Genomic DNA, 26388 nt, shown 5'->3' on the forward strand with positions numbered 1-26388 from the left:
GGCCTGTGGATAGCCCGCGTCCTAGGGGTGTCCGGTCACCTCATGGGGGTTGCAACCCCCATGAGGTGTCGGTTTCCCCGCGTACGCGGGGAAACCGACAAAGACCGCGCAAGCCCTCAGTAGGCCTGGAGGGCCGCCGTGCGCCGGGACGCCTCGGCCATCTCGGCGGCCTTGAGCGACGCCTCGTCGAGGCGGCCGTGCTGCTCCCACCACTGCTGGCCGGACTCGGGCAGCGTGTGGATCGGGTCGTAGTACTCGTAGTGGCGCGACAGGGCCTCGGCGTCGTCGGCCTCGATCGAGGTGCGGTAGTTCTTCGTCCAGTAGGAGATGCCGTGCTCGGTGTCGTAGTCGGCGTTCTGGTGCACCCAGCGCTTGCCGACGAACGGCACGTCGCACACGATGCGCGGCGTCGCGAAGCCGGGCAGGTAGCCCATGATGTGGTGCTGCAGGCGCTGCGCGTCGGCGAGCGAGACCCGCCAGTGCTCCGAGAACGGGATCATGTCGCACATGTAGAAGTAGTAGGGCATGATCTGCGCGCCGTCGAGGAGGCGGAAGCAGAGGTCGAGCAGCGTGTGCGGGTCGGCGTTGACGCCGTTGAGCAGCACACCCTGGTTGCGTACGTCGCGCAGGCCGGCGTCGAGCATCGCCCGCGTCGCCTCGGCGACGATCGGCGTCACCGAGGCCGCGTGGTTGGCGTGCGTGTGCATCGCCAGCGAGACGCCGCGCGAGCGGGCGAGCTGGGCGACCCGGTTGACGCCCTCGACCACGTCGGGCTGCAGCCAGTGCTGCGGCAGGCCGATCAGGGCCTTGGTGGCGAGCCGGATGTCGCGGATGTTCTCGATCTCGAGGACGTCGGTGAGGAATGCCTCGAGGCGGGGCCACGGCATGTTGGCCACGTCGCCACCGGAGACCACCACGTCGCGCACCGAGGGCGTACGACGCAGGTAGGCCATCATGTCGCCGAGCCGGTCGTTGGGCTTGGCCGCGAACTTCAGCTTGTCGATCACCGGGGTCGAGTTGCCCACGAGGTCCATGCGGGTGCAGTGGCCGCAGTACTGCGGGCAGGTCGGCAGCAGCTCGGCGAGCACCTTGGTGGGGTAGCGGTGGGTGAGGCCCTCGGTCGCCCACATGTCGTGCTCGTGCAGCGAGTCGCGTGTGGCGTGCGGGTGCGAGGGCCAGTCGGTGCGACGGTCGCTGAACACCGGGATCATGTAGTGCCGGATCGGGTCGGCGTAGAACTGCTCCGTCAGCGACCCGGCACCGGACGGCTCGAAGGCCGGGACCATCGTGTTCATCATCTGCGGCGGCACGAGCATCGACATGGTCGCGCGCTCGGCCTGGTCGCGCTCGAGGTCGGCGTAGAACCGATCGTCGAGCAGGTCGCCCATGAGCTCGCGCAGCTGCTTGAGGTTCTTGATGCAGTGGGCGCGCTGCCACTGGACGGAGGCCCAGTCCGCGGCCGTCACGTCGGCCCACCCGGGGAAGCGCGTCCAGTCGGGCTCGACGAGCTCGACCCGCTGGTAGGGGTAGGGCTGACCGGTGTCGAGTGCCTGTCCCAGTGGGCTGGCGGTCCCGATGCTCATGAGATCTCCTTGAAGCGGACCCCGGATGGCTCCGGGGGCAGGCCGAACGGCGCGCCGGTTGTGTGGGCGCCGCCACATCTGAAAGAGTACGCGGAGAACATACGGTGAGTCCAATGCCACGCCGTAAGATTTGTTGTCGATGTCGCGCTTGACGAGAAGGACCTCCTGTTATGAACGCCCCGACGGACATCCGCACCGGTGATCCGACCGGTCTGCACCGGGTCCTCGACGACGCCGTCGTGCTGCCGCAGGCGGCCCAGCGCCTCGACACCCGCGCCGAGCTGTGGCCCGACGAGGTCCGGGTGCGGGTCGAGCGCCTCAACCTCGACGCCGCGTCGTTCCGCCAGCTCGAGCGCAAGCACACGTTGTACGGCGAGACAGACGGCGACGCCGTCCGCGCGGAGGTCCTCGAGATCGTCGGCACGCGCGGCAAGATGCAGAACCCCGTGACCGGATCCGGTGGCATGCTCGTCGGCACCGTCGAGGAGGTGGGCCCCGAGTCCCCGCTCGGCCTGGCGGTGGGTGACCGGGTCGCGACCCTCGTCAGCCTGACCCTGACCCCGCTCGTCATCGAGGACGGCCTGGCCGGGTGGGACGGCCGAAGCGAGCAGGTGCCCTGCGACGGCTACGCCGTGCTCTTCGGCCGCTCGATCGCCGCCGTGATCCCCGACGACCTCGATCCGGCCCTCTCGCTGAGCGTCATGGACGTGTGCGGGGCACCCGCTCTCACCGCTCGCGTGGTGGGGGAGTACGTCGAGAAGGGCACCACCCCGGTGGTGATGGTGATCGGTGGCGCCGGCAAGTCCGGCTCCCTCAGCCTCGCAGCAGCGCGCGCCGCCGGAGCGGAGCGCACCATCGGCGTCGTCCCGCACCAGGGTGAGCGCGACCTGCTCACCGACGCCGGGATCGCCGACGTCGTCACGATCGCCGACGCACGCGACCCGATCACCCTGCGCGACGCCGTCACCGCTGCAGGCGGGCCGGCCGACGTCACCGTCGTGTGCGTCGACGTCCCAGGCTGCGAGGGAGGGGCGATCCTGGCCACCGCCGAGGGCGGCACCGTCATCTTCTTCTCCATGGCCACCAGCTTCAGCGCCGCGGCGCTCGGGGCGGAGGGCCTGGCCGCCGACGTCACCATGCTCGTCGGCAACGGCTACGTGCCCGGGCACGCGGCGTACGCCATGGAGCTGCTGCGCGCCGACGCCGGCGTCCGCGGGCTCTTCGAGCGGAGGCTCTGATGGCACGCCCGACCAGCCAGCTCGGACTCGACCGGGCCGACGTACGCCAGGCCCGCACGCTCGCGCGTCAGGTCGGCAAGCCGATCGTCGACCTCGCCACCCGCCACACCACCGTCTCCGTCGAGCGCGCCACCCTGCGCCTGGCGGGTCTCGGCGGGGCGGACCCGGACGGCACGCCGTGGGTCAACCGCCTCGCCGACGTCGTACGCGCTGACGTCGGCCTCGAGCACGGCGTCAGCCTTCCGGTGTGGGACGCGCTGCTCCGGGGCGACGCGGACGACCTGCTCACACTGGCCCAGAAGGCCGCGGCCGGCTCGGTGACGTTCCGCGTCCCCGAGGGCAAGGACGCCACGCGCGCCGCCTCTGCCTCCCGCAAGGCCGTCGCGGCCGGCATCAAGCAGATCGACCGCCAGCGCATCGCGCGCGAGAAGATGATCGCGAAGGTGGGCGACGCGCCGAGCAAGCCGTGGATCTACCTCATCGTCGCCACCGGCGACATCCACGAGGACATCCCGCAGGCCCAGGCCGCCGCGCGCGAGGGCGCCGACGTGATCGCCGTGATCCGCTCCACGGGCCAGTCCCTGCTGGACTTCGTGCCCGAGGGCGCGACGCGTGAGGGCTTCGCGGGCACCTACGCCACCCAGGAGAACTTCCGCCTGATGCGCGCGGCCCTCGACGAGACGTCGAGGGAGCTCGGGCGCTACGTCCGGCTCACCAACTACGCCTCGGGCCTCTGCATGCCGGAGATCGCGACCCTGGCCGGCCTCGAGCGGCTCGACATGATGCTCAACGACTCGATGTACGGCATCTTGTTCCGCGACATCAACCCGATCCGCACCTTCGTCGACCAGCGCTTCAGCCGGCAGATCCATGCCCGGGCCGGGATCATCATCAACACCGGCGAGGACAACTACCTCACCACTGCCGACGCGATCGAGGCCGCGCACACGGTCACGACCAGCCAGCTGCTCAACGAGTACTTCGCCAAGGAGGCGGGGCTCGAGGACTGGCAGCTCGGCCTGGGCCACGCGTTCGAGATCGACCCCGAGGTGCCCGACTCGTTCCGTCTCGAGCTCGCCCACGCGATGCTCGCCCGCGAGCTGTTCCCCGACGCGCCCCTCAAGTGGATGCCCCCGACGCGCCACATGACCGGTGACATCTTCAAGGGCTACCTCCTCGACGGCTTCTTCAACCTCGTGGGCGCGCTCACCGGGCAGGGCATCCTGCTCGTGGGCATGATGACCGAGGCCGTCGTGACGCCGTGGATCTCCGATCGCGACCTCGCGCTGCAGAACGTCCGCTACGTCATGAACGCCGCCGGCAAGCTGCACGAGGACTTCCGTCCCGCGCCCGACGGCTTCATCGCCAACCGCGCCCGCGAGGTCCTGGGCGAGGCGATCGGCCTGCTCGAGGAGATCAAGGACGACCGCAGCACCCCGGGCCAGCCGCCGCTGCTCTCGGCCATCGCGGACGGCACCTTCGGCCTCATGAAGCGGCCCCCCGACAAGGGCCGCGGCCTCGACGGTGTCGCCCGGAAGGCACCCGACTACTACAACCCGGCGACCGAGATCCTGGAGGGACAGTGATGGGTTTCGAGGCTCGCTCCGCTCGCACCTCCGGGACCGAAGGAGTGAAGCGATGAGCCTGGTCCGGCCCTACGGCGACACCACGGGCGACGGCATGGTGCAGCTGTCGTTCACTCTTCCCATCGAGCACTCCAAGGTGGCGGAGGGTGCCGCGGTCCAGCTCGCCAACAAGATGGGCATGGACCCGGCGCTGGTCGTGCACGCCAAGCCGATGGGGGATGGCTTCACGTTCTTCGTCGTCTACGGCCGGGTCAACCACCTGGTCGACCCGAGCACCGTGGAGGTCGTCGAGCGCGACTACCCGCTGCTGACGCCCAAAGAGGCCAACGCGGCGATCAAGCGGTCGCTGCGGCGGCGGCTGGTCGTGGTCGGCGGGTGCATCGGCACCGACGCCCACACCGTCGGCATCGACGCGATCCTCAACATCAAGGGGTTCGCGGGGGAGAAGGGCCTGGAGTACTACCGCGAGCTCAAGGTCGTGAACCTCGGCGCCCAGGTCTCCGTGCCGCAGCTGGTGGAGGCCGCCCGCGAGGAGAAGGCCGATGCCGTCCTCGTCTCCCAGGTCGTCACCCAGCGCGACGCCCACCTGCTCAACACCCGCGAGATGTCCGCGGCGTTCCGCGAGGCCTACCCGGCCGCCAAGCGCCCGCTCCTCGTCGTCGGCGGTCCCCGCTTCGACGAGACGATGGCCGACGAGCTCGGGGTCGACCGCGTCTTCACCCGGGGGACGACGCCGGGCGAGGTCGCGTCGTTCATCGTGCACCGGCTGACCTCACCCCGCACCCCCAGCAGCCCCGCCACCACCACCACTGAGAAGGCCTCATGAGCGAGCGCAGCGAGCGAATCGTCCAACACAGTGCGACAGGTGTCTCATGCGCGCACGGAGCGAAGCGAGTACGCGCATGAGCGAGAGCACCCGCGTCGGCACGGTCGTCACCCACCGGCGCTACGTCCCCTACTCGCACGCCCACTACGCCGGCAACCTGGTCGACGGCGCCTACAGCCTCGGCCTGTTCGGCGATGTCGCCACCGAGATGTGCATCCTCCTCGACGGCGACGAGGGCCTCTTCGCGTCCTACTCCGACGTCCAGTTCAGGGCACCGGTCCGTGCCGGTGACCTCCTGGAGATCACCGCGACGCTGGTCCGGGAGGGCACCCGCAGCCGGGTCATGGAGTTCGCCGTGCACGTCGTCGGGCGGGGCGCCCCGACCGACGACGCCCCGGGTGCGGCGCGGCTGCTCGACCCGCCGGTCACGGCCACCACGGCCACCGGCACCGTCGTCGTCCCACCGCGCGCGGACTGACGCTCGGCGTGTCATGTGCGACACGCCGCAGGCCCGCAAAATTTCACGAGCGAGTTTCGGCCGGGCGTGATGCGTTGACCTGCAGTTTCGCGCGTTCTCGCAGGTCACCCCCATGTTGACACCTCTTCGTCTCGGAGGCATCGTTCCCCGCGTCCGCCTGTGCAGCTCGCGGGTGGCGCCATCGGCAGTGGGGAGTCAGACGTGGGGTACGCGAAGCCAGCGATGCCCATCGTCCGCCGACCCGTCGAGGGCGTCCCGCGGGGGCTGGATGCGGGAGGAACCTCGGGGCCGTAGACAACTTCGCGCGATCGTCAGCCAGGGGATCGCGCGTTGGTCCGAAGCCCCCTCGTTCCTCCCGCTCCGCTGCAGGCTGCCCACGACGTGAACCGCCGTCGGCTACGGTCTGACGCGTGCCGCTGCGCTGCCTCCTCGCCCTCGTCGGCGGACTCGTGCTGGCAGCGGCGTTCGAGCCCGTCGGACTCGCCTGGCTGATGCCGCCGGCGATCGCGGCGCTCATCTTCTCCGTGCGCGGGCTGCGCCCGGGCCGCGCCTGGATCCCGAGCCTGCTCTTCGGCATCACGTTCTCCTACGCCGTCATGGTCTGGATGCGCGCCGTCGGGACCGATGCCTGGATCGCCATGTGTGCCGTCGAGGCGGCGTTCTTCGTCCCACTGGGTGTCGGGCTGTCCTGGAGCCTGCGGCTCCGCGCCTGGCCGGTCTGGACGGCGTTGTGGTGGGTCGGGATCGAGACCTGGCGCAGCGGCTTCCCGTTCTCCGGCATGCCGTTCGGGCGGCTGGTCTACGCCTCGGCGGACACGCCGTGGGCCGATGCCCTTCCGTGGATCGGGACCACCGGAGTGAGCTTCCTCATCGCGCTCACCGGGACGACTCTCGCGTGGTTGGTCCTGCAGGTCCGGTCCCCGTCACGTCGCGCGTACGCCGTCGTGGGAGCGCTGGCCGTCGTGACCGTCGCGCCGCTCCTCGTGCCCTTCCACGTCGAGGAGAGCGGCACCACGACCGTGGCCGCGGTGCAGGGGAACGTCCCCGGCACGGGGCTCGACGTGGTCGCGGTCCACCGCGAGGTCTCGGCCAACCACGTCCGGATGACCGAGCAGCTCGCCGCCGCGGTGGCCGCGGGGGAGGAGCCGGCGCCCGACTTCGTGGTGTGGCCGGAGAACTCCACAGCCGTGGACCCGTTCACCGATCCCGAGGTCGGCGCCGGGATCGTCTCCGCCTCGGACGCCATCGGGGTGCCCATCGTCGTCGGCGGCATGTCCAACGACCCGCTCGACGAGGCCAACGTGCTCAACCAGGGCATCGTCTACCGTCCGGGCCTGGGCAGCGGGGACCGCTACACCAAGCGGCACCCGGTGCCGTACGGCGAGTACATCCCGTTCCGCGGCAGCCTGATCCCGTCCTCCTACGGCAAGCTGCGGCTGGTGCCCCGCGACATGGTGCGCGGCACCAGCCTCGAGCCCCTGCGCGTCGGCGAGGTGCGAGTCGCCGACGCGATCTGCTTCGACGTGGCCTACGACGAGGGCATCAGCGGACAGGTCGCGCGGGGAGCGCAGCTGGTGACCGTGCAGACCAGCAACGCCATGTTCAGCCTCACCGGCCAGCTCGGTCAGCAGTTCGAGATCAGCCGGCTCCGCGCCCAGGAGACCGGCCGCTGGGTGGTCGTCGCCGCGATCAACGGCATCTCCGGCGTCGTACGTCCAGACGGGCACGTCGTCGCCTCGATCCCGGCCCGCCGTGAGGGTGTGCTCGTGGAGACCATCGGCCTGAGCAGCACGCTCACGCCTGCCGTCCGTCTCGGCGTCTGGCCGGCGCGCTTCTCCCTCGCCTTCCTCATAGGCCACACCGCCTTCGTCCTGGTGACCTATCGTCAGCGGCGACGTCGGGCCGATCGCTCCGACGACCAGTCAGAGGAGCGAGGTACCACTGCGTGAGTGTCGAAGGCCTCGGCCGCTGCGTGATGGTCGTCCCGACCTACAACGAGTCGGAGAACATCGAGTGGATCGTCGGTCGTCTGCGTGCGGCCCAGCCCGGTGTGGACGTGATGATCGTCGACGACAACAGTCCCGACGGCACCGGTGCCGTCGCCGATCGGCTGGCCGCCGCGGACGACGCGATCAGCGTCGTGCACCGGACCGAGAAGGCAGGGCTGGGCGCCGCCTACCTCCACGGCTTCGACGTGGCGCTGAAGGCCGGCTACGACGTGATCGGGGAGATGGACGCCGACGGCTCGCACCAACCCGAGCAGCTGCAGCGCCTCCTCGACGCCCTTGGCACCGCGGACCTGGTCATCGGCTCGCGCTACGTGCCGGGCGGATCGGTCGTCAACTGGCCGATCCAGCGGCTCGCGCTCTCGCGCGGCGGCAACCTCTACGTCCGTCTGCTGCTCGGCATCAAGGTCAAGGACGCGACCGCCGGCTATCGCCTCTTCCGTCGCGCCACGCTCGAGGCGATCGACCTTGGGTCTGTGAGGTCTACTGGATACGTGTTCCAGACCGACCTCGCCTACCGCACCCTCGCCCGCGGGATGCGGGTCACGGAGGTGCCGATCGAGTTCGTCGAGCGCGAGCGCGGCAACTCCAAGATGAGCGGGCAGGTGGCCCGTGAGTCGCTGCGGATGATCACCCGGTGGGGGCTGTCCGAGCGCCGCGCCCAGCTGAGCAGGAGCAGGGGGAAGGCGTGACCCACCCCCAGGCTCGGCGAAGCCCGGCTGGCCGGCGCAGGTGGCTGCGCCCGGTGCTGGTGGCGGCCTTCGTGCTCGTGCCGCTTGCGGAGATCTGGGCGATCCTGCAGGTCGGCCAGCTGATCGGCCCCTGGTGGACGATCGTGCTGCTCGTCCTCGACAGCATGCTCGGAGCCTGGCTGATCCGTCGCGAGGGCGGCCGGGCGTGGCGGGCACTGCGCGAGGCGCTCCAGGGTGGCCGGATGCCCGCCCGCGAGCTCGCCGACGGGGCGCTGATCCTGATCGGCGGCACCCTGATGCTCAGCCCGGGCTTCGTCCTGGACCTCGCCGGCCTCCTCCTGATCCTGCCCTTCACCCGGCCGGTGGCCCGTCGGCTGCTGACCTCGGTCGTGGAGAGGCGCCTCGTCGTCGTACCGGGCGCGGGCCTCGGTGGCTTCCCCGGACCAGGACCCGGCGGAGCCTTCCGAGATGGACGACGCCCCGGACCGGGGGCCGAGGGGCCGGTGGTCCGGGGCGACGTCGTCGACTGAGTCGAGCGGTCAGGAGACCCGCTTCTTCTTGTTGGCCCGGTGCAGGTGCGCGGGGCCGATCTCGCCGCCGCGCAGCAGCTCAAGGCGCTCCTTGAGGATGTCCTCGAGCTCCTTCTCCGAGCGGCGCTCCAGGAGCATGTCCCAGTGCGTGCGGGCCGGCTTCTCGACCTTCTCCTCGGGGAGGATGCCCGCGGTGCTGAGTGCCTCTGCCCCGCAGCGTGGGCACTCCCACATCGCCGGGATGTCGGCCTCGACCGACATGGTGACCTCGAAGTCATGACCCTGCTTGCACCGATATCCGACCTGCTGCCGAGCCGCGAACTCGATCCCGCGCTCGTCCTCGAAACTCTGGCCGCCGAGCCTCGCGCCACGCAGTGTGCGCTCCGCCACCGTGCCCACCTCCAGTAGGGTTTGCTGACCCCGTTGTGTTTGTGTACCGGGTTAAAGGTGGGACGAGCCGGACCGTTGTCCATGACGCCGCTCGTGACGACGCGGCTCGCCCCTGTGATCCTTCAACGGTAGCGGGGTGGGCCACATTCCGGGGATTCGCTGGGGCATGCGTCACGCTCAGGCGAGACGTACTTCACCCCCAGGGGTGGAGTGAGGTTCGCGTCGTCGGCCGGAGGCACCGCACCTCAGATGACGGCGGGCACGTCGTTGCCGGCCTCGCGGATGCCGCGTTCGGTGTCGACCCGCGTCAGCAGGAGCCCGCCCACCACGAAGAAGGCGATGAGCGCGAAGATCGCTGGCCGGTAGGAGTCGGTGAGCGCCAGGACGATGCCGAACGTGGCGGTTCCGAACCACGACGTGCCGCGGTCCATGGCGTGGTAGAAGCTGAAGTACTCCGCTTCCTTGCCACGGGGGATCAGCAAGGAGAAGTAGGACCGGGCGAGCGCCTGGGTGCCGCCGAGCACGATGCCGATCGCGGCTCCGAGGATGAGGAACAACGGCACGTTGCCCGCGGGCAGGAAGAGGGCGATCGTCACGATCGTGCTCCAGATGCCCAGCCCGACCAGGATGGTGCGCTTGGCTCCCCACCGTCCGGCGAGGCGCCCGAAGACCAAGGCACCTCCGAAGGCCACGAACTGGACCATCAGGATCGTCGCGATCAGGATGGTTTGCGAGTGGCCCAGCTCCTCCGACCCGAAAACGGTCGCCGACGCGATGACTGTCTGGATGCCGTCGTTGAAGAAGAGGTAGGCGAGCAGGAAGGTCAGTGCCATGGGGTAGCTGCGCATGTCGCGCAGCGTGGCGGCCAGCTGCCCGAAGCTGCGCTTCAGGGCGTTGCCCTCGACGTGCTCCACGTCGACCGGGGGGTGATCCTTCAGCCTGAGGAACGGGATGAACGTGAAGCCTGCCCACCACGCCGCGGCGGAGAGCATGCAGAGTCGCGCTGCCAGGCCCTCGCTCAGGGCCAGCGCGTCGTGTCCGAGGAAGACCACGAGGTTGAGGACCAGCAGCAACCCGCCACCGAGGTAGCCGAACGCCCAGCCGCGGGAGGAGACCCTGTCGCGTTCGTTCTCGTCGGAGATGAGCGGCAGGATGGAGTCGTTGACCACGCCGGCCGCGGCGAAGAGCAGGTTGCCGAACACGATCCCGATCGCGGCGAGCTGCCAGTTGTCATCCGTGGCGAAGAAGATGAGGGCGGCGAAGAACGAGCCCGTCCAGGCCAGCATCGCCAGCAGGCGCTTCTTGTTGGCCACCCGGTCGGCGTACGCCCCCAAGGGCGGCAGGATCACTGCGGACAGGATCGTCGACACGGTGATGAGCCAGAAGAACAGCGAGTCCGGCGGGAGGGAGAGCGGGCCGAGCTCGAACCGCCCCTCCTCGCCGCCGACCGCGTTCTCGGCGAGATTGATGAAGTAGGGACCGAAGAAGACCGTGCCGATGGTGGTGGTGTAGGCACTGTTGGCCCAGTCGTACCAGTACCAAGCCTTCTGTTCCTCGGCCTGCGCGAGCGGCTTGAGGTTGGCGATCCCGCCGTCGATCTCGCTCATCAGTCACCTTCCGGAGCCGGCTCGAGGCCGTGCCACTGTCCGCGGGCGCGGAGCACGTCCCTGAGTATGTCCGTGCGATCGGTCATGATGCCGTCGACACCACGGTCGAGGAGGGTGTTCATCTCGACCGGGTCGTCGATGGTCCAGACGTGCACCTGGACGCCGGCGGCGTGGGCGCGACGTACGAGCCCGCGCGAGGCCACGGTGAGCGGGCCCCGCTTGTGCGGGACCTGCAGCGCCACGGGACGGCCGCGGGTCAGCCACCGCGCCAGGCGTCCGCTGGGGATGAGGACGAAGGCCACGACCTCCAGAGGGTGGGCCGACGTCGCGACGCGTCCGCGCGTACGCCGCCGGAACGCTCCCATCCGCCGGACGGAGAAGGACCCGACCAGCACGCGGTCCCACGCCTCGCGCTCGTCGACGAACGCGGCCAGCGCCTCCACGGCGCCCTCCGACTTGAGGTCGATGTTGAACCTCGCATCGGGGAAGGCGTCGAAGAGTCCCGCCAGGGTCGGTACGGGCTCCGAGCCGCCGATCACCGCCCGCTGCACCTCGCCGTACGTGCTCTCGGCGATGCTTCCGGTGCGGTCGGTGACCCGGTCGAGCACCGTGTCGTGGAAGGCCAGGAGGACGCCGTCGCTGGTGACGTGGACGTCGGTCTCGAGGTAGGTGTAGCCGAGGTCGACGGCATGGGTGAACGCCGCCAGCGTGTTCTCCAGGCCCTCGATGTCGGGGTGGTAGGCGCCGCCGCGGTGGGCGAAGGCCAGCGGTCGCGGCGAGTCGAGGTACTTCGACGCAGGAGGTCGTGGCGCGTGCGGTGACTTCACGCGAGAAGTATGGCCGCGAGGGGTACCGTCAGGGGATGGAGAGCATGACCTGCCCGCGATGCGGCGACGACATGGATGAGCGGACCGTCGGCGAGGCCACGGTCAGTCAGTGCCCCGAGGGACACGGCGTGTTCCTCGCCCGCGCGGACCTGGGCCTGCTGATCGAGGCGGAGAACGACTGGCACCGCAACGCCGGCCAGCACACCGCACCGATGCCGCGGATCACCGCCGACATGACCGCGCCGCCGTCGGTCGGCAAGCAGTCGCGTGCATGGGTGGAGACGCTCTTCAGTTAACTTGGCTCGCTCCGCTCGCCGTGTCCGGGAGATCAGCCATCGCCGTCCGCGTCGCGACGACGCCTGCAGGAGGAGGGCTGCAGCCGGGGGAGCGCAGCGGAGGAGGGTTCCGCAACGACGACGAAGGCGCCGTCTTGCGGCGACGCGGACACGGCGAGCGGAGCGAGCCAATCAGACTTAAATGTCTCGAAACGTCTCGATGTTGGCGCCGAGCTCGTTGAGTCGCTCGGCGAGGTCCTCGTAGCCGCGGTGGATGACGTACGTCGACCGCAGCACGCTGCGGCCCTTGGACGCCAGCATCGCGAGCAGGATCACGACGGCGGGGCGCAGTGCCGGGGGACACACGATCTCCGCCCCGGAGAAGTGCGTCGGGCCGTCGACCAGCACCCGGTGGGGGTCGAGCAGCTTCACCTGGGCGCCGAGCTTGTTGAGCTCGGTGAGGTAGATCGCCCGGTTCTCGTAGACCCAGTCGTGCAGCAGCGTCTGGCCCTCGGCCACGGCGGCGATGACCGCGAAGAACGGCAGGTTGTCGATGTTGAGGCCGGGGAACGGCATCGGGTGGATCTTGTCCAGCGGCGCACGCAGCTGCGAGGCGTGCGTGGTGAGGTCGACCAGTCGGGTCTCGCCGTTGTTGGCGACGTACTCCTCCGACCGGTCGTAGCGGAAACCCATCTCCTCCAGCGTCGCGAGCTCGATCTCGAGGAACTCGATCGGCACCCGGCGGATGGTGATGGAGGACTTCGTGACGATCGCGGCTGCGAGGAGCGACATCGCCTCGATCGGGTCCTCGGAGGGGGCGTAGTCGACGTCGACGTCGATGGACGCCTTGCCGGTGACCCTGAGCGTGGTGGTGCCGATGCCTTCCACGACCACACCGAGCCGCTGGAGGTAGAAGCACAGGTCCTGGACCATGTAGTTGGACGAGGCGTTGCGGATCACGGTGGTGCCCGGGTGGAGCGCGGCCGCCATGAGGGCGTTCTCGGTGACCGTGTCCCCGCGCTCAGTCAGCACGATCGGGCGGGTGGGCTCGATGGCTCGGTTGACGCTGGCGTGGTAGCTGCCCTCGCTGGCCTTCACGTCGAGCCCGAAGGGACGCAGGGCCGCCATGTGCGGCTCGACGGTGCGCTCTCCGAGGTTGCAGCCGCCGGCGTAGGGGAGGTCGAACTCGTCGTAGCGGTGCAGCAGCGGCCCGAGGAACATGATCACCGACCGGGTGCGCCGGGCTGCCGTCTCGTTGATGGCGGCGAGGTTGAGCTCGGCGGGCGGGATGATCTCCAAGTCGTTGTCGTCGCCCACCCACCTGGTGGCGACACCGAGCGAGTTGAGCACCTCCAGCAGCCGGTTGACCTCCTCGATCCGCGCGACCTTGCGCAGCGTCGTACGTCCCTTGTTGAGCAGGGACGCGCACAGCAGCGCGACGCCGGCGTTCTTGGACGTCTTCACGTCGATCGAGCCGGAGAGCGTGGTGGGCCCGTCGACGCGCAGATGCGTCGGTCCGGCGCCGAGGGCCACGATCTCGGAGTCGAGGGCGGCGCCGATGCGAGCGAGCATCTCGAGGGAGAGGTTCTGGTGACCCTTCTCGATGCGGTTGATCGCGCTCTGGCTCGTGCCGAGCAGCTCCGCCAGCTGGTGCTGGGTGAGGCCGCGGTGCTTGCGCGCGTCGCGGATGAGGTTGCCGATACGACCCTTGTAGTCAGCCATGCCGAACACGGTATCTCAAATATGAGATAACGCCACACGCACGTCCGGGGCGCCGCTCGGACCGCCGTGGCAGGATCGCGACCATGCGAGCCACCACCATCCACGCTCCCGGCGACATCCGCTTCGAGGAGGTCCCGGACCCGGTCATCGAGCAGCCTACCGACGCGATCGTGAAGGTGGTCGCCGGCTGCATCTGCGGCTCGGACCTCTGGCCCTACCGCGGCGCCAACGACATCGACAGCGGATCCACGATCGGTCACGAGTGCGTCGGCGTGGTCGAGGAGGTGGGTTCGGCGGTCAAGGACTTCAGGCCGGGCGACTTCGTGATCGTGCCCTTCTGCCACTGCGACAACACCTGCGCGCACTGCGAGGCCGGTGTCCAGTCGGTCTGCGACAACCTCGGGTTCACCGCCAGCGGCCAGGGGGAGTACTCCCGGGTCACCCAGGCGGACGGGAGCCTGGTCAAGACCGACGGCATGCCCGACGCGTCACTGATCCCCTCCCTGCTGACCCTCTCCGACGTGATGGCGACCGGCTGGCACGCCGCCGTCGCGGCCGGGGTGCAGCCGGGCGGCACGACGGTCGTGATCGGCGACGGGGCGGTCGGCCTCTGCGGTGTCCTGGCCGCGTCGCAGCTCGGTGCGGAGCGCGTCATCGCGATGTCGCGCCACGAGCCGCGCCAGGAGATCGCGCGGGCCTTCGGTGCCACCGACATCGTCGCCGAGCGAGGCAAGGAGGGCGGCGCCCGCATCGCCGAGCTGACCAAGGGGATCGGTGCCGACGCGGTGCTCGAGTGCGTCGGCACCGACGAGGCGATGAAGACCGCGTTCGCGGTCGCACGTCCCGGCTCGACGGTCGGCTTCGTCGGCGTGCCGCACGGCGTCGAGCTGCCGGTGCGTCGGATGTTCCAGAAGAACGTGGGCCTCGCCGGCGGCATGGCGCCGGTGCGCCGCTACCTGCCCGACCTCCTGGAGCGGGTGCTGTCCGGTGCCATCGATCCCGGTCGAGTCTTCGACCTCACACTGCCCCTGTCCGAGTCCGCCGAGGGCTACCGGGCGATGGACGAGCGCCGCGCGATCAAGGTCCTCCTCCAGCCGTGAGCGGGTCCGACGGCTCCGACGGCACCCTCGTACTGGGTCCCCTCCTGCGCTACGTCGACGACACCTCTGCGGCCGTCTGGGTCGAGACCCGCGACGCCTGCACCGTGACCGTGAGCCGGGGAGCGGCGACGGCGAGTGCGCGCACCTTCGCCGTCCACGGCCACCACTACGCCCTCGTCGAGCTCGGCGACCTCGAGCCGGGCACCACCGAGGCCTACACCGTGACCGTCGACGGCGAGAGCGTCTGGCCCGAGCCCGGATCCGCGTTCCCTGCCCCGGTGATCGCCACTCTCGAGCCAGGTCGACCGCTGCACCTCGCCTTCGGCTCCTGCCGGACGTCGGTGTCCCACGACGAGCGCGGCAACCGGAGCCACGGGGTGGACGCCCTCCGCGCCTGGGCGTTGCGCACCGCGGGCCTGGTCGCCGCCGCCGATCCTGACGACCCCGACCTGTCGCCGCAGCGTCTCCCCGACCTGCTGCTCTTCCTGGGCGACCAGGTCTACGCGGACGAGACCACCGACGAGATGCGGGCCTTCATCAGGTCACGGCGCGACATCGAGCAGCCGCCGTGGACCGAGCTGAAGGACTACGAGGAGTACGCCCATCTCTACAGCCTGGCGTGGGCCGACGCCGCCAACCGGTGGCTGCTGTCGACGGTGCCGAGCGCGATGATCTTCGACGACCACGACATCCGCGACGACTGGAACACCTCCGAGGCCTGGCGGCGCACGATGGAGGCCACCTCGTGGTGGCACGGCCGCATCGTCGGCGGGCTGGCGTCCTACTGGGTCTACCAGCACCTTGGCAACCTGTCACCCGCCGAGCGCGCGCAGGACGAGCTGTACGCCCTGGTGCGGGCGCACGAGGGAGTCGACGAGCTCGACCTGAGCGAGGTGATCGATGCCTTCGCCGACCGGGTCGACCAGCAGCCGAAGACCTATCGCTGGAGCTACCGGCGCGACTTCGACACGCAGGCCCGCCTGGTGGTGGTCGACTCCCGGGCGGCCCGTGAGCTCGACCCCGACTCGCGGGCCCTGCTCGACCCCGTCGAGGCGGCGTGGCTCGACGAGCAGCTCCGCGGCGACGTCGACCACCTGCTCGTGGGGACGTCCTTGCCGTTCCTGCTGGCCCGTGGGTTGCACCACCTCGAGGCGTTCAGCGAGGCACTGGCCCACGGTGCGTGGGGACGCGGGGGCAGCCGGGTCGGGGAGAAGGTGCGTCAGCTCGTCGACCTCGAGCACTGGGGCGCCTTCCAGGCCAGCTTCCAGCAGGTCGCCCGCCAGGTGATCGCGGTCGCGGCGGGGGAGCGGGGGCGCGCACCCTCGACGGTGACCTTCCTGTCCGGCGACGTGCACCACAGCTACGTCAGCGAGGCGAGGCCCACCGACGTCAGCCGGCCGGTGCGGTCGACGATCCTGCAGGCGGTGTGCTCCCCGATCCGCAACCCGCTCTCGCGCAACATGCGGTTCGCCACGGCGGTGAGCTCGTACGGCGTCGCCGGCCCCGTCGGACGGCTCGCCTCCAGGTCCACACGTGTCGCGGACTCTCCGCTGACCTGGCGCTACGCCGAGGGGCCGTGGTTCGACAACAACCTGGCGTGCCTGCAGGTGGACGGTCCGAGCCTGCGGATGTGGTGGGTGACCGGTGAGGTAGTCGACGACCACGAGCGCCCGCGGCTGGCCAAGGTCGCGAGCTATGCGCTCGACGAGCACGGCCGGCCGCCGAGCCCGGGCCGCGTGGTGCACCGGCTACGGCGAGGCGTCGCGCGACGCTTCCGTGCGAAAGTCAGGGATCGCGTCAGACAGCGCTGAGCACGCGGTCTCGACCGTGGGCGCAGTCGCAGGTGTCGGAGCACGGCAGGTAGGTGTGGCGCCCGTGGCCGCAACGCGTGCACGGGATGTCGTGCGACAAGTGCACCGAGCTGGTCTCGACGGTGTCCCACATGGTCCTGATCCCATCTGCTGTGTCGTCCTGTGATGCTGAGACGTCGAGCGTGGCACCGCATGACGCCGGACATGCCCGAACCCGCCCACAACTGCCCGATCCGGGGCACGAATGACCCGTTCGGGCCATGGGTCGGTGGCCCGTTCACGGGGCTGGGCCGCCGCCTTCTCAGCAACGACGCACCTAGGATCACCGCATGGGTGCGGGGAAGGCTCACGAGCTGTCGCGGCAGCAGGCCCGTCGGATCGCCGTACGCGCGCAGCTGCTGGACGCCGACCGTCCGACCGACGCTCTCGACGTGATCCGCCACCTGGGGTTCCTGCAGGTCGACCTGACCGACGTCGTCGCGCGGCACGCCGACCTCGCACTCTGGACCCGGCTGGGGTCGTCGTACGCACCCGCCGACCTGGAGGAGCTGGTCGGTGACGGCGCGGTGGTGGAGCTCAAGGCGATGCTCCGTCCCAGCGAGGACGTCGCGCTCTTCCGGGCCGACATGGGGGCCTGGCCGGGCGAGCCGCCACTGAGGGAGTGGCAGGAGGACGTCCGTGACTGGGTGGCCGCCAACGACGGCTGCCGCCGCGAGATCCTGGCGATGCTCAGGTCGGAGGGCCCGACGGCGGCGCGCGACCTCCCGGACAGCTGCGAGGTGCCGTGGCGCTCGACGGGCTGGACCAACAACAAGAACGTGATGAAGCTGCTGGAGTGCATGGAGTCGCGCGGCGAGGTCGCCGTCGCCTCCCGCGCCGGCCGCGAGCGCCAGTGGGACCTCGCCGAGCGGGTCCACCCCGGCGATCCGGCGGTGCCCGCGGAGGAGGCGCACCGCACGCTCGCCGAGCGGCGTCTGCGAGCCCTCGGTGTCGCGCGTCCGCGTGCGCTCGAGGCGTGGCACGAGCCGTACGACGTCCGCGACGTCGGCGAGCCCGCCCGCGTCGAGGGCGTGCGCGGGCTGTGGCGGGTCGACCCCGCGCTCCTCGACCTCGTGGGGGACGACGGGTTCGAGGGCCGCACGGCGATCCTCTCGCCGCTCGACCGGCTGGTGTTCGACCGCAAGCGGATGGACGAGCTCTTCGACTTCGACTACCAGCTCGAGATGTACGAGCCGGCCGCGCAGCGCCAGTGGGGCTACTGGGCGATGCCGGTCCTCGACGGCGACGAGCTCGTCGGCAAGGTCGACGCCACCGGCGACCGGGAGGCGGGGGTGCTGATCGTCGACGCCGTCCACGAGGACGGCGACTGGTCCGCCCGGCGGCGGAGCCGGGTGGAGGCGGCGATCGAGGCGCTGGCCGGTTGGCTCGGGCTCCAGGTCGCTCACGGCTGACCTCGCCGGTATCACCACGCCGGCGCCGGCCTCCTCAAGGGGTAACACACTCACTCTCGGAGGTCACTCATGCCTGACGTTCCTGATGTCCCGGTGGTCAACACGCTCGAACACCTCGCCCGGCAGCGGTGGGAGATCGCGCGCATCCGACCCGAGCTCTTCTGGCCGTGGTGGAACCCGGTCCCGGTCAAGCTGCTGCTCGTCACCGATGGCCTCGACTTCGGTGACGGCGACTTCGGCCTGTCGGCCTTCATCACCAGCCTGCTGAACGACGGCCGTCGCTACGCCCGGTTCGACATCACCCTCGGTCACCTCCAGTCCGGGGTCAGCGACCAGGCGATGCTGATCCGCGAGTCCCGGATCAGCAAGCGGATCAAGGGCTTCCGCTTCGACGTCACCACCCACTTCACGCCGACGATGTACGACGAGGTGTGGCTGTTCGGCGTCGAGACCAACTTCAAGCGGGCGGAGTACGGGACGCGCAGCTCGAGCAGCAGCTATCCGGCCGACCGTCTCGCCGACGCCGAGCTGGACCGGCTGACCGCCCACATGAACGGCGGACGCGGACTGTTCGCCACAGGGGACCACGCCTCGCTCGGCGCTGGCCTGGGGAGAGCTGTCGACCGGGCCCGCAACATGCGCCACTGGGCAGACTTCGGCAGCGGCGAGATCAGCATGGACGGGCCCTACCGCAACGACTCCAACGCCGCCGGTCACGACCCCGGGTTCCAGTTCAGCGACCAGAGCGACGACGTGCCGCAGCGCCTGGACCTGGAGCTGTTCCGGACACCCACCGGGCTCTTCCGCGAAGAGCGGTATCCGCACCCGATCCTCTGCAGCCCGACCGGGCGCATCGACGTGTTTCCCGACCACCCGCACGAGGGCGAGGTGCGGGTGCCGCCCGATCTCGGTCTCACCTGTCGCGACGGCAGCGCGGAGTATCCGCAACGCACCGACGGCTCGGGGCAGGAGGAACCGATGATCATCGCCCGGGGCAGGGTGGCGGCGGGCAACACCGCCTCGGCCCTGGCAGGGAAGCCGGGCAACAAGCAGGCGACCGTCGCGCACGGGTTCGGGGTGCTGTGCGCCTACGACGGGCACCGGGCGGGGGTGGGCCGAGTGGTGACCGACTCCACGTGGCACCACTTCGTCAACGTCAACCTCATCGGCATCTTCGAGGGCGGCATCTTCGACAACTTCGTCCGGTCGGGAGAGGACCCCACGAAGCACACGGGATTCCTGGCAAGCGTCCAGGGGCAGGAGGTGCTGAAGAAGATCCAGCACTACTACGTCAACACGGCGGTCTGGCTCGCCCCGCCGGGACTGATCCAGGCCATGAACGACCGGCTCTGGTGGGACCTGCTGTGGAGCGACCGGGTCGTCGAGGCGACCCTGCTGGATCCGGGGATCACGATCGCGAACGTCAAGCTGCACGAGTTCTACGAGATCGGGTCGCAGGCCCGCGACGTCCTGGGACGACGGGCGACGGTGTGCCGGTCGCTGCACTTCGTCATCCCCTACCTGGACAGGGTCTGGGAGGAGTTCGTGCCGTGGGTGGACCCGTGGGGTCCGGTGGCCCGTGACGGCTTGCCCGAGCTGCCCTGGATCGACCCCGAGCCGCTGCTGAACGTCGCTCTCGGCGGTGCTCTCGTGGCATTGCGCGAGGCGTACCCCTATCCCACGGCGAAGCCGCCACGTTTCGGCGAAAGGGAGGCAGCGATCGTGACCCGCGGGATGGCCACCGCCCTCTCCGCCGGGATCCGGGACCTGCAACGCGACCTCGGCTCACTGTCGCAGGTCGCGGAGGCCGGCGTCGCCCGGGTGGAGCAGGCCGCCAGGGCCCCGGAGAAGCGCGCGAAGGGCGCTGTCAGGAGCCCAGCGAAGACCCCGGCGAAGCCGCCCGCCAAGGGCGCACGCAAGAAGTAGCCGAGCCGATCGGGCCGGCCCGGGTCCGCCCGGGCCGGCTCCGGATCCTGGGGATGGGGCGGGGATGGGGCGGGCGGTCACACTCGTGCCCGTCCGGACGTCGAACTGGCAGGATTGCCCGCAGCACGCGGGAGCAGGCACCGGCCAGCAGACAGGGGACGCGCAGCATGACCACCACACACCCAGCCGACGCCCACGACCTGATCAGGGTCGAGGGTGCTCGCGAGAACAACCTCAAGAACGTCACCGTCGAGCTCCCGAAGCGGCGGCTCACCGTCTTCACCGGAGTCTCCGGCTCGGGCAAGAGCTCCCTGGTCTTCGCCACCATCGCCGCTGAGTCGCAGCGGATGATCAACGAGACCTACAGCGCCTTCGTGCAGGGCTTCATGCCCTCGCTGTCGCGCCCTGACGTCGACCACCTCGAGGGCCTGACCACCGCCATCATCGTCGACCAGGAGCGGATGGGCGCCAACCCGCGGTCCACGGTCGGCACCGCGACCGACGCCAACGCGATGCTGCGGATCCTGTTCAGCCGCCTGGGCGACCCGTACGTCGGCCCGCCGACGGCGTACTCGTTCAACGTCCCGACCCGCAAGGCCAGCGGCATGATGACCACCGAGAAGGGTGGCCGCACCGAGCGGAGGATCGCCAAGCAGGAGGTCTACCTCGGCGGCATGTGCCCGCGGTGCGAGGGCATGGGCAAGGTCAACGACATCGACCGGACCGCGCTCTACGACGAGGAGAAGTCGCTCTCCGAGGGCGCGCTGACAGTCCCCGGCTATTCGATGGACGGGTGGTACGGCCGGCTCTTCGAGGGCATGGGCCTGCCGATGGACAAGCCGATCAAGTCCTTCACCAAGAAGCAGCTCGAGACGATGCTGTGGGCCGAGCCGACGAAGATCAAGGTCGAGGGCGTCAACCTCACCTTCAACGGGATCATCCCGCAGATCCAGAAGTCGATGCTCTCCAAGGACCCGGAGGCGATGCAGCCGCACATCCGGCGCTTCGTCGAGCGTGCCGTGACGTTCCAGACGTGTCCCGAGTGCGAGGGCACCCGGCTCACCCCCGAGGCGCGGAAGTCGAAGATCAACGGCAGGTCGATCTCCGACCTGTGCGCGATGCAGATCAGTGACCTCGCCGAGTGGGTGCGCGACCTCGACGAGCCCTCGGTCGCGCCGCTGCTCAAGGGCCTGCGGCACCTGCTCGACTCGTTCTCCGAGATCGGGCTCGGCTACCTCTCGCTCGATCGGCCCGCCGGCACCCTGTCCGGCGGCGAGGCGCAGCGCACCAAGATGATCCGCCACCTCGGTTCGTCGCTGACCGACGTGACCTACGTCTTCGACGAGCCGACGATCGGCCTGCACCCGCACGACATCGAGCGGATGAACCAGCTGCTCCTCCAGCTGCGCGACAAGGGCAACACAGTGCTGGTGGTCGAGCACAAGCCGGAGACCATCTCGATCGCCGACCACATCGTCGACATCGGCCCCGCAGCGGGCGCGGCCGGCGGCACGATCTGCTTCGAGGGCGACATGGACGGCCTCCGCTCCAGCGGCACCATCACCGGCAAGCACCTCGACGACCGGGCGCAGCTCAAGAGCTCGGTGCGCTCGGCCACCGGGAAGCTGGAGGTCCGCGGCGCCTCGACGCACAACCTCCGCGACGTCGACGTCGACGTGCCGCTCGGACTGCTGACGGTCGTCACGGGCGTGGCTGGCTCGGGCAAGAGCTCGCTGATCCACGGCTCGCTGGCGGGCCGTGACGAGGTGATCGTGATCGACCAGGGCGCCATCAAGGGGTCGCGGCGCAGCAACCCCGCGACGTACACCGGGCTGCTCGAGCCGATCCGCAAGGCCTTCGCCAAGGCCAACGGCGTCAAGCCGGCGCTGTTCAGCTCCAACTCCGAGGGTGCCTGCTCGACCTGCAACGGCGCGGGCGTGATCTTCACCGAGCTGGGCCCCATGGCGACCGTCGAGTCGCCGTGCGAGGAGTGCGAGGGTCGCCGCTTCAAGGCCGAGGTGCTGCAGCACACCCTCGGCGGCAAGGACATCGCCGAAGTCCACGAGATGTCTGTCGAGGACGCCCTCGAGCACTTCGGCGACGGCGAGGCCAGGATCCCGGCGGCAGTGAAGATCCTCGAGCGGCTGAGCGACGTCGGACTGGGCTACCTCTCGCTCGGCCAGCCACTGACCACGCTGTCCGGGGGCGAGCGGCAGCGGCTCAAGCTGGCGACCCAGATGGGGGAGAAGGGCGACGTCTACATCCTCGACGAGCCCACCACCGGCCTGCACCTGGCCGACGTGGAGAACCTCCTCGGCCTGCTCGACCGGCTGGTCGACTCCGGCAAGTCGGTGATCGTCATCGAGCACCACCAGGCCGTCATGGCGCACGCCGACTGGATCATCGACCTGGGTCCGGGCGCCGGCCACGACGGCGGTCTGGTCGTCTTCGAGGGACCGCCGAGCGAGATGGTGGCTGCCACGAAGCCGACGCTGACAGCCAAGCACCTGAAGGCGTACGTCGGAGCATGAGGCTGCTTCTCCACGGGCTGGGCGCGACCAGTGGCGTGTGGCGTGGCCACGACGGTGCGGCGCCCGACCTGCCCGGGCACGGCTCGGCTGCGTGGGACGCGCCCTACTCGTTCACCCGGCATGCCGAGGCGGTCCTGCCGCTCCTGGGCGCGGAGCCGGCGACCGTCGTCGGGCACTCGATGGGCGGCGTCGTCGGCCTCGTCCTGGCTGCCATGGCGCCGGACCGCGTGCGGCTCGTGGTCGGGCTCGGCATCAAGGTGTCCTGGCCGCCGGAGGACGCGGCGCAGGCAGCAGCGATGGCGGAACGGCCGGTGGCGACGTACGACACCCGTGACGAGGCGGTCGACCGGTTCCTCCGGGTCTCGGGGCTGGTCGGACTCGTCGCCCCGGGCGACCCGATGGTGGACGAGGCCGTCGTCGACCGCCGCACGGCGGGGGAGGGGAGCGGGTGGCGGCTGGCGCAGGACCCGCGGACCTTCGAGGCCGGGGTCCCGGACATGGCGGGACTGCTCGCGGCCGTCGCCTGTCCGGTCGTGCTGGCCCGCGGCGAGCACGACGCGATGGTCACCCACGAGCAGCTGGCCGCTCTGGTGCCGGACCCGGTGACGCTGCCGGGGCTGGGACACAACGTCCACGTCGAGGACTCGTCCGCCGTGCTGGCGCTCCTCTCCTGACCGCCTGCGAGGATGGCGCCATGAGCCGCACCGACCTCCGCGAGGCCATCGCGTCCCGTCCCGTCGTCCTCGACGGCGGACTCGCCACCTTGCTGGAGCGGCACGGCCACGACCTCTCGTCCGACCTCTGGTCCGCGCGGCTGCTCCGCGACGACCCCGCTGCGATCGAGCGGGCGCACCGCGAGTTCTTCGAAGCCGGTGCCGAGGTCGCCACGACGGCCTCCTACCAGGTCTCCTTCGAGGGCTTCGGCGCGGCCGGTGTGGACCGGGACGAGGTGGAACGGCTGCTGCGGCGCAGCGTGGAGCTCGCTGCCGCCGCGCGCGACGCGGCGGCACCCGACGGCTGGGTCGCGGCGTCGGTCGGGCCCTACGGCGCGGTGCTCGCCGACGGCTCGGAGTACCGCGGCGACTACGACCTTGACGTCGCCGGTCTCCGCGCGTTCCACCGGCCGCGGCTCGACGTCCTGTCCTCGACCGTCGGCGAGGGCGCCGACGTGCTCGCGGTCGAGACGATCCCGTGCCTGGCTGAGGTCGAGGCAGTGCTGGCCGAGCTCGACGGCACGGGCGTGCCGGCCTGGCTGTCCCTGTCGGCCGCCGACGGGCTCACCCGCGCCGGTGAGCCCCTGGGCGAGGCGTTCGCGATGGCGGCGAGCGTGGCCGAGATCGTCGCCGTCGGGGTCAACTGCACGACGCCTGCGGACGCGCGCGACGCCGTTCCGCTCGCCGGTGCGCACGGGGCAGCCGTCGTCTACCCGAACTCCGGCCAGTCGTGGAACGCCACGACACGCGCGTGGGAGGGCCGCTCCGCCTTCCACGGCGACGACGTCTCCGCGTGGGTCGCCGCCGGTGCCCGGCTGGTCGGCGGATGCTGCCGCGTCGGTCCGGAGGACATCGCGTCCCTGCGAGACGCGCTGGCGCTCACCCGCTCGTGAGGACCACCAGCCGCTGCGTGGCCCGCGTCATCGCGACGTAGCGGTCGACCGCGCCGGTGACGCCGTCGCCGAGACGGTCGGGGTCCACCAGCACCACCAGGTCGAACTCGAGCCCCTTGGCGAGCTCCGGCGTGAGCGAGCGGACGCGGGGAGTGCCGGCGTACGTCGGGTCGCCGATGACGACGGCGGTGCCCTCGGCGTGCTCTGCCAGCCACTCCTCGACGATCGTGTCGCGGTCGGCTGCAGGGGAGTGGAGCACCGGGATCCCGCTCTCGCGGATCGAGGTCGGGACGTTGGCCGCTGGCAGCGCAGCGCGGATCACCGGCTCCGCCTCGGCCATCACCTCCGCCGGGGTGCGGTAGTTGATGGTCAGGGGAGCGATCGTCACGTCGGGCAGGCCGATGCGGTCCAGGCGCTCGGCCCACGACTCGGTGAATCCGTGACGTGCCTGGGCGCGGTCGCCGACGACCGTGAAGCTGCGCGAGGGGCAGCGGCGCAGCAGCATCTCCCACTCCGCGTCGGTGAGCTCCTGGGCCTCGTCGACGACGACGTGGGCGAACGGCCCCGAGAGCAGGTCGGGATCCGCGGTGGGGAGGGCGTCCTCGTCCACCAGCGCGGTCTGGAGGTCGTGGTGGACGAGCATCGCCACCAGGCCGTCGCCGTACTCGTCGGCGCCGCTCTCGCGCGCGGTCGTACGGAGGTCGTCGATCACCTCGGTCATCCGTGCCCGCTCCCTGGCGTCGGCGGCAACCGTACGACGTCGCCGCCGCGACGCCTCGGGGTCGCCCAACCGCAGCCGGGCGGCGTCGAGCAGCGGCAGGTCGGCGTACGTCCACGCCTCGGGGTCCGAGCGGCGGAGGGCCCTGACCTCGTCGGGCTCGAGCCACGGGGCACAGTGGCGCAGGTAGGCCGGCACCGTCCAGAGGTCTCCGACGAGGTCGGTGTGCTCGATGAGGGGCCACGCCCGGTCGAAGGCGTCGCGCAGTGCGCTGTGGCGGTCCAGCACCGCGCGGAAGTCGCCGGGTGACAGCTCGTCGGGGTCGACCGTGTCGGCCAGCTTGTCGACCAGGATGGTGAGGATCTCCTCCCACACGTCGTCCCGGGCCACGTTGTGCGGAGTGCCGGGATCGGGGGAGTCGAAGGCCTCCGCCCACTCGGCGACCGTCAGCCGGACGTCGGCCCACGGCGTCTCGACGAGCAGCGGGTCGCTGGGTGGCTCCTCGTAGAGCGCGACGGCCGGCTCGATCGCGGCGACCATCCGGGCGTCCGCCTTGAGCTGGGCCACGCGGTCGTCGACCTCAGGACGGGCGAGCGGAGCCTCGGGCACGAGGTCGCGCACCGTGCAGGTCTGCACGCCCTCCTCCCCGAGGCTGGGCAGCACGTCGCTGACGTAGGCGAGGTAGGGCTCGTGGGGTCCGACGAACAGCACGCCGCCGCGGCGGTGACCGAGCCGCGGGTCGGCGTAGAGGAGGTAGGCCGTGCGGTGCAGCGCGACGACCGTCTTGCCGGTGCCGGGTCCGCCGTCCACGACGAGCGCGCCCTTCGAGCCGGCGCGCACGATGGCGTCCTGGTCGGCCTGGATGGTGCCCAGCACGTCACGCATACGGGCGGTGCGGCTCCCGCCGAGGGTGGCGATGAAGGCGGACTGGTCGTCCAGCGCCGCGGTGTGCCTCAGGCCCTCCTCGGTGAAGGCCTCGTCCCAGTAGTCCACGATCCTCCCGCCAGCCCACCGGTAGCGGCGGCGGCTCACGAGGCCGTGCGGGTGGGCGTGCGTGGCGGCGAAGAACGGCTCGGCGGCGGGGGAGCGCCAGTCCACCAGCAGTCGCCGTCCGTCCGGGTCCGCGAGCCCGAAGCGGCCGATGTACGTCGGCTCCGGGCGGTCGTCGTGGACGACGCGGCCCAGGCAGAGGTCGAGGTCGAAGCGACGGAGCGCGCCGAGGCGGGCCGTCATCCGGTGCACCTCCAGGTCGCGGTCGAGGGCGGCCTGGCCGTAGCCGGCGCGAGCCTTGCGAGTGGTGGCGAGGCTCTCCTCGAGCTCGGCGATCGCGTGCTCGAGGCTGGTGGCGATCGCGCGGAAGTGCGCACGGTCGTGGCCGATGAGAGCGGGGTCGGTCTTGGCGGAGAGGGTGTCGGGGAGGGCGAAGGGTGCGGTGTCCTGGTGTCGTCGGGGCGGCATCACGCCGTGCAGTGTGCGGGACCGATG

General features: G+C 70.6%; 21 protein-coding genes. 15 read left to right on the plus strand and 6 right to left on the minus strand.

From position 1 onward, the window contains the following. Positions 1-116: 116 nt before the first annotated feature. Entirely contained in the window at positions 117-1583 is a 1467-nt protein-coding gene (locus tag J3P44_RS08170) for a KamA family radical SAM protein (RefSeq protein WP_255889804.1), read from the minus strand. Positions 1584-1753: 170 nt separating this feature from the next. Here J3P44_RS08170 and kdd point away from each other — a divergent pair, with 170 nt between their 5' ends. The 7 genes from kdd to J3P44_RS08205 all read left to right on the plus strand — a co-directional run bounded on the left by kdd (position 1754) and on the right by J3P44_RS08205 (position 8939). After that, the gene (gene kdd / locus J3P44_RS08175; protein ID WP_255889805.1) at positions 1754-2821 is read left to right on the plus strand and encodes an L-erythro-3,5-diaminohexanoate dehydrogenase; all 1068 of its coding nucleotides are present in this window, start codon (positions 1754-1756) and stop codon (positions 2819-2821) included. Then, positions 2821-4407 carry a lysine 5,6-aminomutase subunit alpha gene (gene kamD / locus J3P44_RS08180; protein WP_255889806.1) on the plus strand — a complete coding sequence of 529 codons (1587 nt, stop codon included), beginning with the start codon at positions 2821-2823 and terminating at the stop codon, positions 4405-4407. Before kdd ends, kamD begins: the two co-directional genes overlap by 1 nt. A 52-nt stretch (positions 4408-4459) precedes the next feature. Next, positions 4460-5233 carry a lysine 5,6-aminomutase subunit beta gene (kamE, locus tag J3P44_RS08185; protein WP_255889807.1) on the plus strand — a complete coding sequence of 258 codons (774 nt, stop codon included), beginning with the start codon at positions 4460-4462 and terminating at the stop codon, positions 5231-5233. A 76-nt stretch (positions 5234-5309) separates the two neighbouring features. Further along, positions 5310-5711, plus strand: a complete 402-nt coding sequence (kal, locus tag J3P44_RS08190) for a 3-aminobutyryl-CoA ammonia lyase (protein WP_255889808.1) — start codon at positions 5310-5312, stop codon at positions 5709-5711. A 410-nt stretch (positions 5712-6121) separates the two neighbouring features. Then, on the plus strand, positions 6122-7660 hold the full coding sequence (gene lnt, locus J3P44_RS08195) for an apolipoprotein N-acyltransferase (RefSeq protein WP_255889809.1): 1539 nt from the start codon (positions 6122-6124) through the stop codon (positions 7658-7660). A gap of 26 nt (positions 7661-7686) precedes the next feature. Beyond that, complete coding sequence (locus tag J3P44_RS08200; protein ID WP_255890021.1) at positions 7687-8409, plus strand: polyprenol monophosphomannose synthase; 723 nt, start codon at positions 7687-7689, stop codon at positions 8407-8409. Continuing rightward, the gene (locus tag J3P44_RS08205; RefSeq protein WP_255889810.1) at positions 8406-8939 is read left to right on the plus strand and encodes an FxsA family protein; all 534 of its coding nucleotides are present in this window, start codon (positions 8406-8408) and stop codon (positions 8937-8939) included. The genes J3P44_RS08200 and J3P44_RS08205 overlap by 4 nt, the downstream gene beginning before the upstream one ends. A 9-nt stretch (positions 8940-8948) precedes the next feature. On the opposite strand, the gene J3P44_RS08210 is transcribed toward J3P44_RS08205, so the two are convergent. The 3 genes from J3P44_RS08210 to J3P44_RS08220 all read right to left on the minus strand — a co-directional run bounded on the left by J3P44_RS08210 (position 8949) and on the right by J3P44_RS08220 (position 11763). Beyond that, the gene (locus tag J3P44_RS08210) at positions 8949-9329 is read right to left on the minus strand and encodes an RNA polymerase-binding protein RbpA (RefSeq protein WP_255889811.1); all 381 of its coding nucleotides are present in this window, start codon (positions 9327-9329) and stop codon (positions 8949-8951) included. 245 nt (positions 9330-9574) lie between these two features. After that, positions 9575-10936, minus strand: a complete 1362-nt coding sequence (locus J3P44_RS08215) for an MFS transporter (protein WP_255889812.1) — start codon at positions 10934-10936, stop codon at positions 9575-9577. Beyond that, positions 10936-11763 (minus strand): glycerophosphodiester phosphodiesterase family protein, encoded by an 828-nt coding sequence (locus J3P44_RS08220; RefSeq protein ID WP_255889813.1) that lies wholly within the window; start codon positions 11761-11763, stop codon positions 10936-10938. Before J3P44_RS08220 ends, J3P44_RS08215 begins: the two co-directional genes overlap by 1 nt. 35 nt (positions 11764-11798) lie before the next feature. Between J3P44_RS08220 and J3P44_RS08225 the strand changes: the two genes are divergently transcribed. Further along, entirely contained in the window at positions 11799-12059 is a 261-nt protein-coding gene (locus J3P44_RS08225; protein ID WP_255889814.1) for a TFIIB-type zinc ribbon-containing protein, read from the plus strand. A gap of 177 nt (positions 12060-12236) precedes the next feature. Here J3P44_RS08225 and J3P44_RS08230 read toward each other — a convergent pair whose 3' ends face one another. Beyond that, positions 12237-13760 (minus strand): helix-turn-helix domain-containing protein, encoded by a 1524-nt coding sequence (locus J3P44_RS08230; protein ID WP_255889815.1) that lies wholly within the window; start codon positions 13758-13760, stop codon positions 12237-12239. A gap of 83 nt (positions 13761-13843) precedes the next feature. On the opposite strand from J3P44_RS08230, the gene J3P44_RS08235 reads away from it, so the two are divergent. The 7 genes from J3P44_RS08235 to mmuM all read left to right on the plus strand — a co-directional run bounded on the left by J3P44_RS08235 (position 13844) and on the right by mmuM (position 24185). Continuing rightward, complete coding sequence (locus J3P44_RS08235) at positions 13844-14860, plus strand: zinc-dependent alcohol dehydrogenase family protein (RefSeq protein ID WP_255889816.1); 1017 nt, start codon at positions 13844-13846, stop codon at positions 14858-14860. Continuing rightward, positions 14857-16671 (plus strand): alkaline phosphatase D family protein, encoded by a 1815-nt coding sequence (locus tag J3P44_RS08240; RefSeq protein WP_255889817.1) that lies wholly within the window; start codon positions 14857-14859, stop codon positions 16669-16671. The genes J3P44_RS08235 and J3P44_RS08240 overlap by 4 nt, the downstream gene beginning before the upstream one ends. Before the next feature lie 329 nt (positions 16672-17000). Next, on the plus strand, positions 17001-18122 hold the full coding sequence (locus tag J3P44_RS08245; RefSeq protein WP_255889818.1) for a DNA glycosylase AlkZ-like family protein: 1122 nt from the start codon (positions 17001-17003) through the stop codon (positions 18120-18122). Between the two features lie 69 nt (positions 18123-18191). Then, on the plus strand, positions 18192-20048 hold the full coding sequence (locus J3P44_RS08250; protein ID WP_255889820.1) for a hypothetical protein: 1857 nt from the start codon (positions 18192-18194) through the stop codon (positions 20046-20048). Between the two features lie 167 nt (positions 20049-20215). Further along, on the plus strand, positions 20216-22579 hold the full coding sequence (locus J3P44_RS08255; protein WP_255889821.1) for an ATP-binding cassette domain-containing protein: 2364 nt from the start codon (positions 20216-20218) through the stop codon (positions 22577-22579). Continuing rightward, positions 22576-23253, plus strand: a complete 678-nt coding sequence (locus J3P44_RS08260; protein WP_255889822.1) for an alpha/beta fold hydrolase — start codon at positions 22576-22578, stop codon at positions 23251-23253. Before J3P44_RS08255 ends, J3P44_RS08260 begins: the two co-directional genes overlap by 4 nt. Positions 23254-23273: 20 nt before the next feature. Further along, complete coding sequence (gene mmuM, locus J3P44_RS08265) at positions 23274-24185, plus strand: homocysteine S-methyltransferase (protein WP_255889823.1); 912 nt, start codon at positions 23274-23276, stop codon at positions 24183-24185. On the opposite strand, the gene helR is transcribed toward mmuM, so the two are convergent. Continuing rightward, positions 24172-26361 carry an RNA polymerase recycling motor ATPase HelR gene (gene helR, locus J3P44_RS08270; protein ID WP_255890022.1) on the minus strand — a complete coding sequence of 730 codons (2190 nt, stop codon included), beginning with the start codon at positions 26359-26361 and terminating at the stop codon, positions 24172-24174. The genes mmuM and helR overlap by 14 nt on opposite strands. Positions 26362-26388 lie beyond the last annotated feature (27 nt).

This window comes from Nocardioides astragali (assembly GCF_024436375.1).
In the GTDB taxonomy this organism is placed as follows: domain Bacteria; phylum Actinomycetota; class Actinomycetes; order Propionibacteriales; family Nocardioidaceae; genus Nocardioides; species Nocardioides astragali.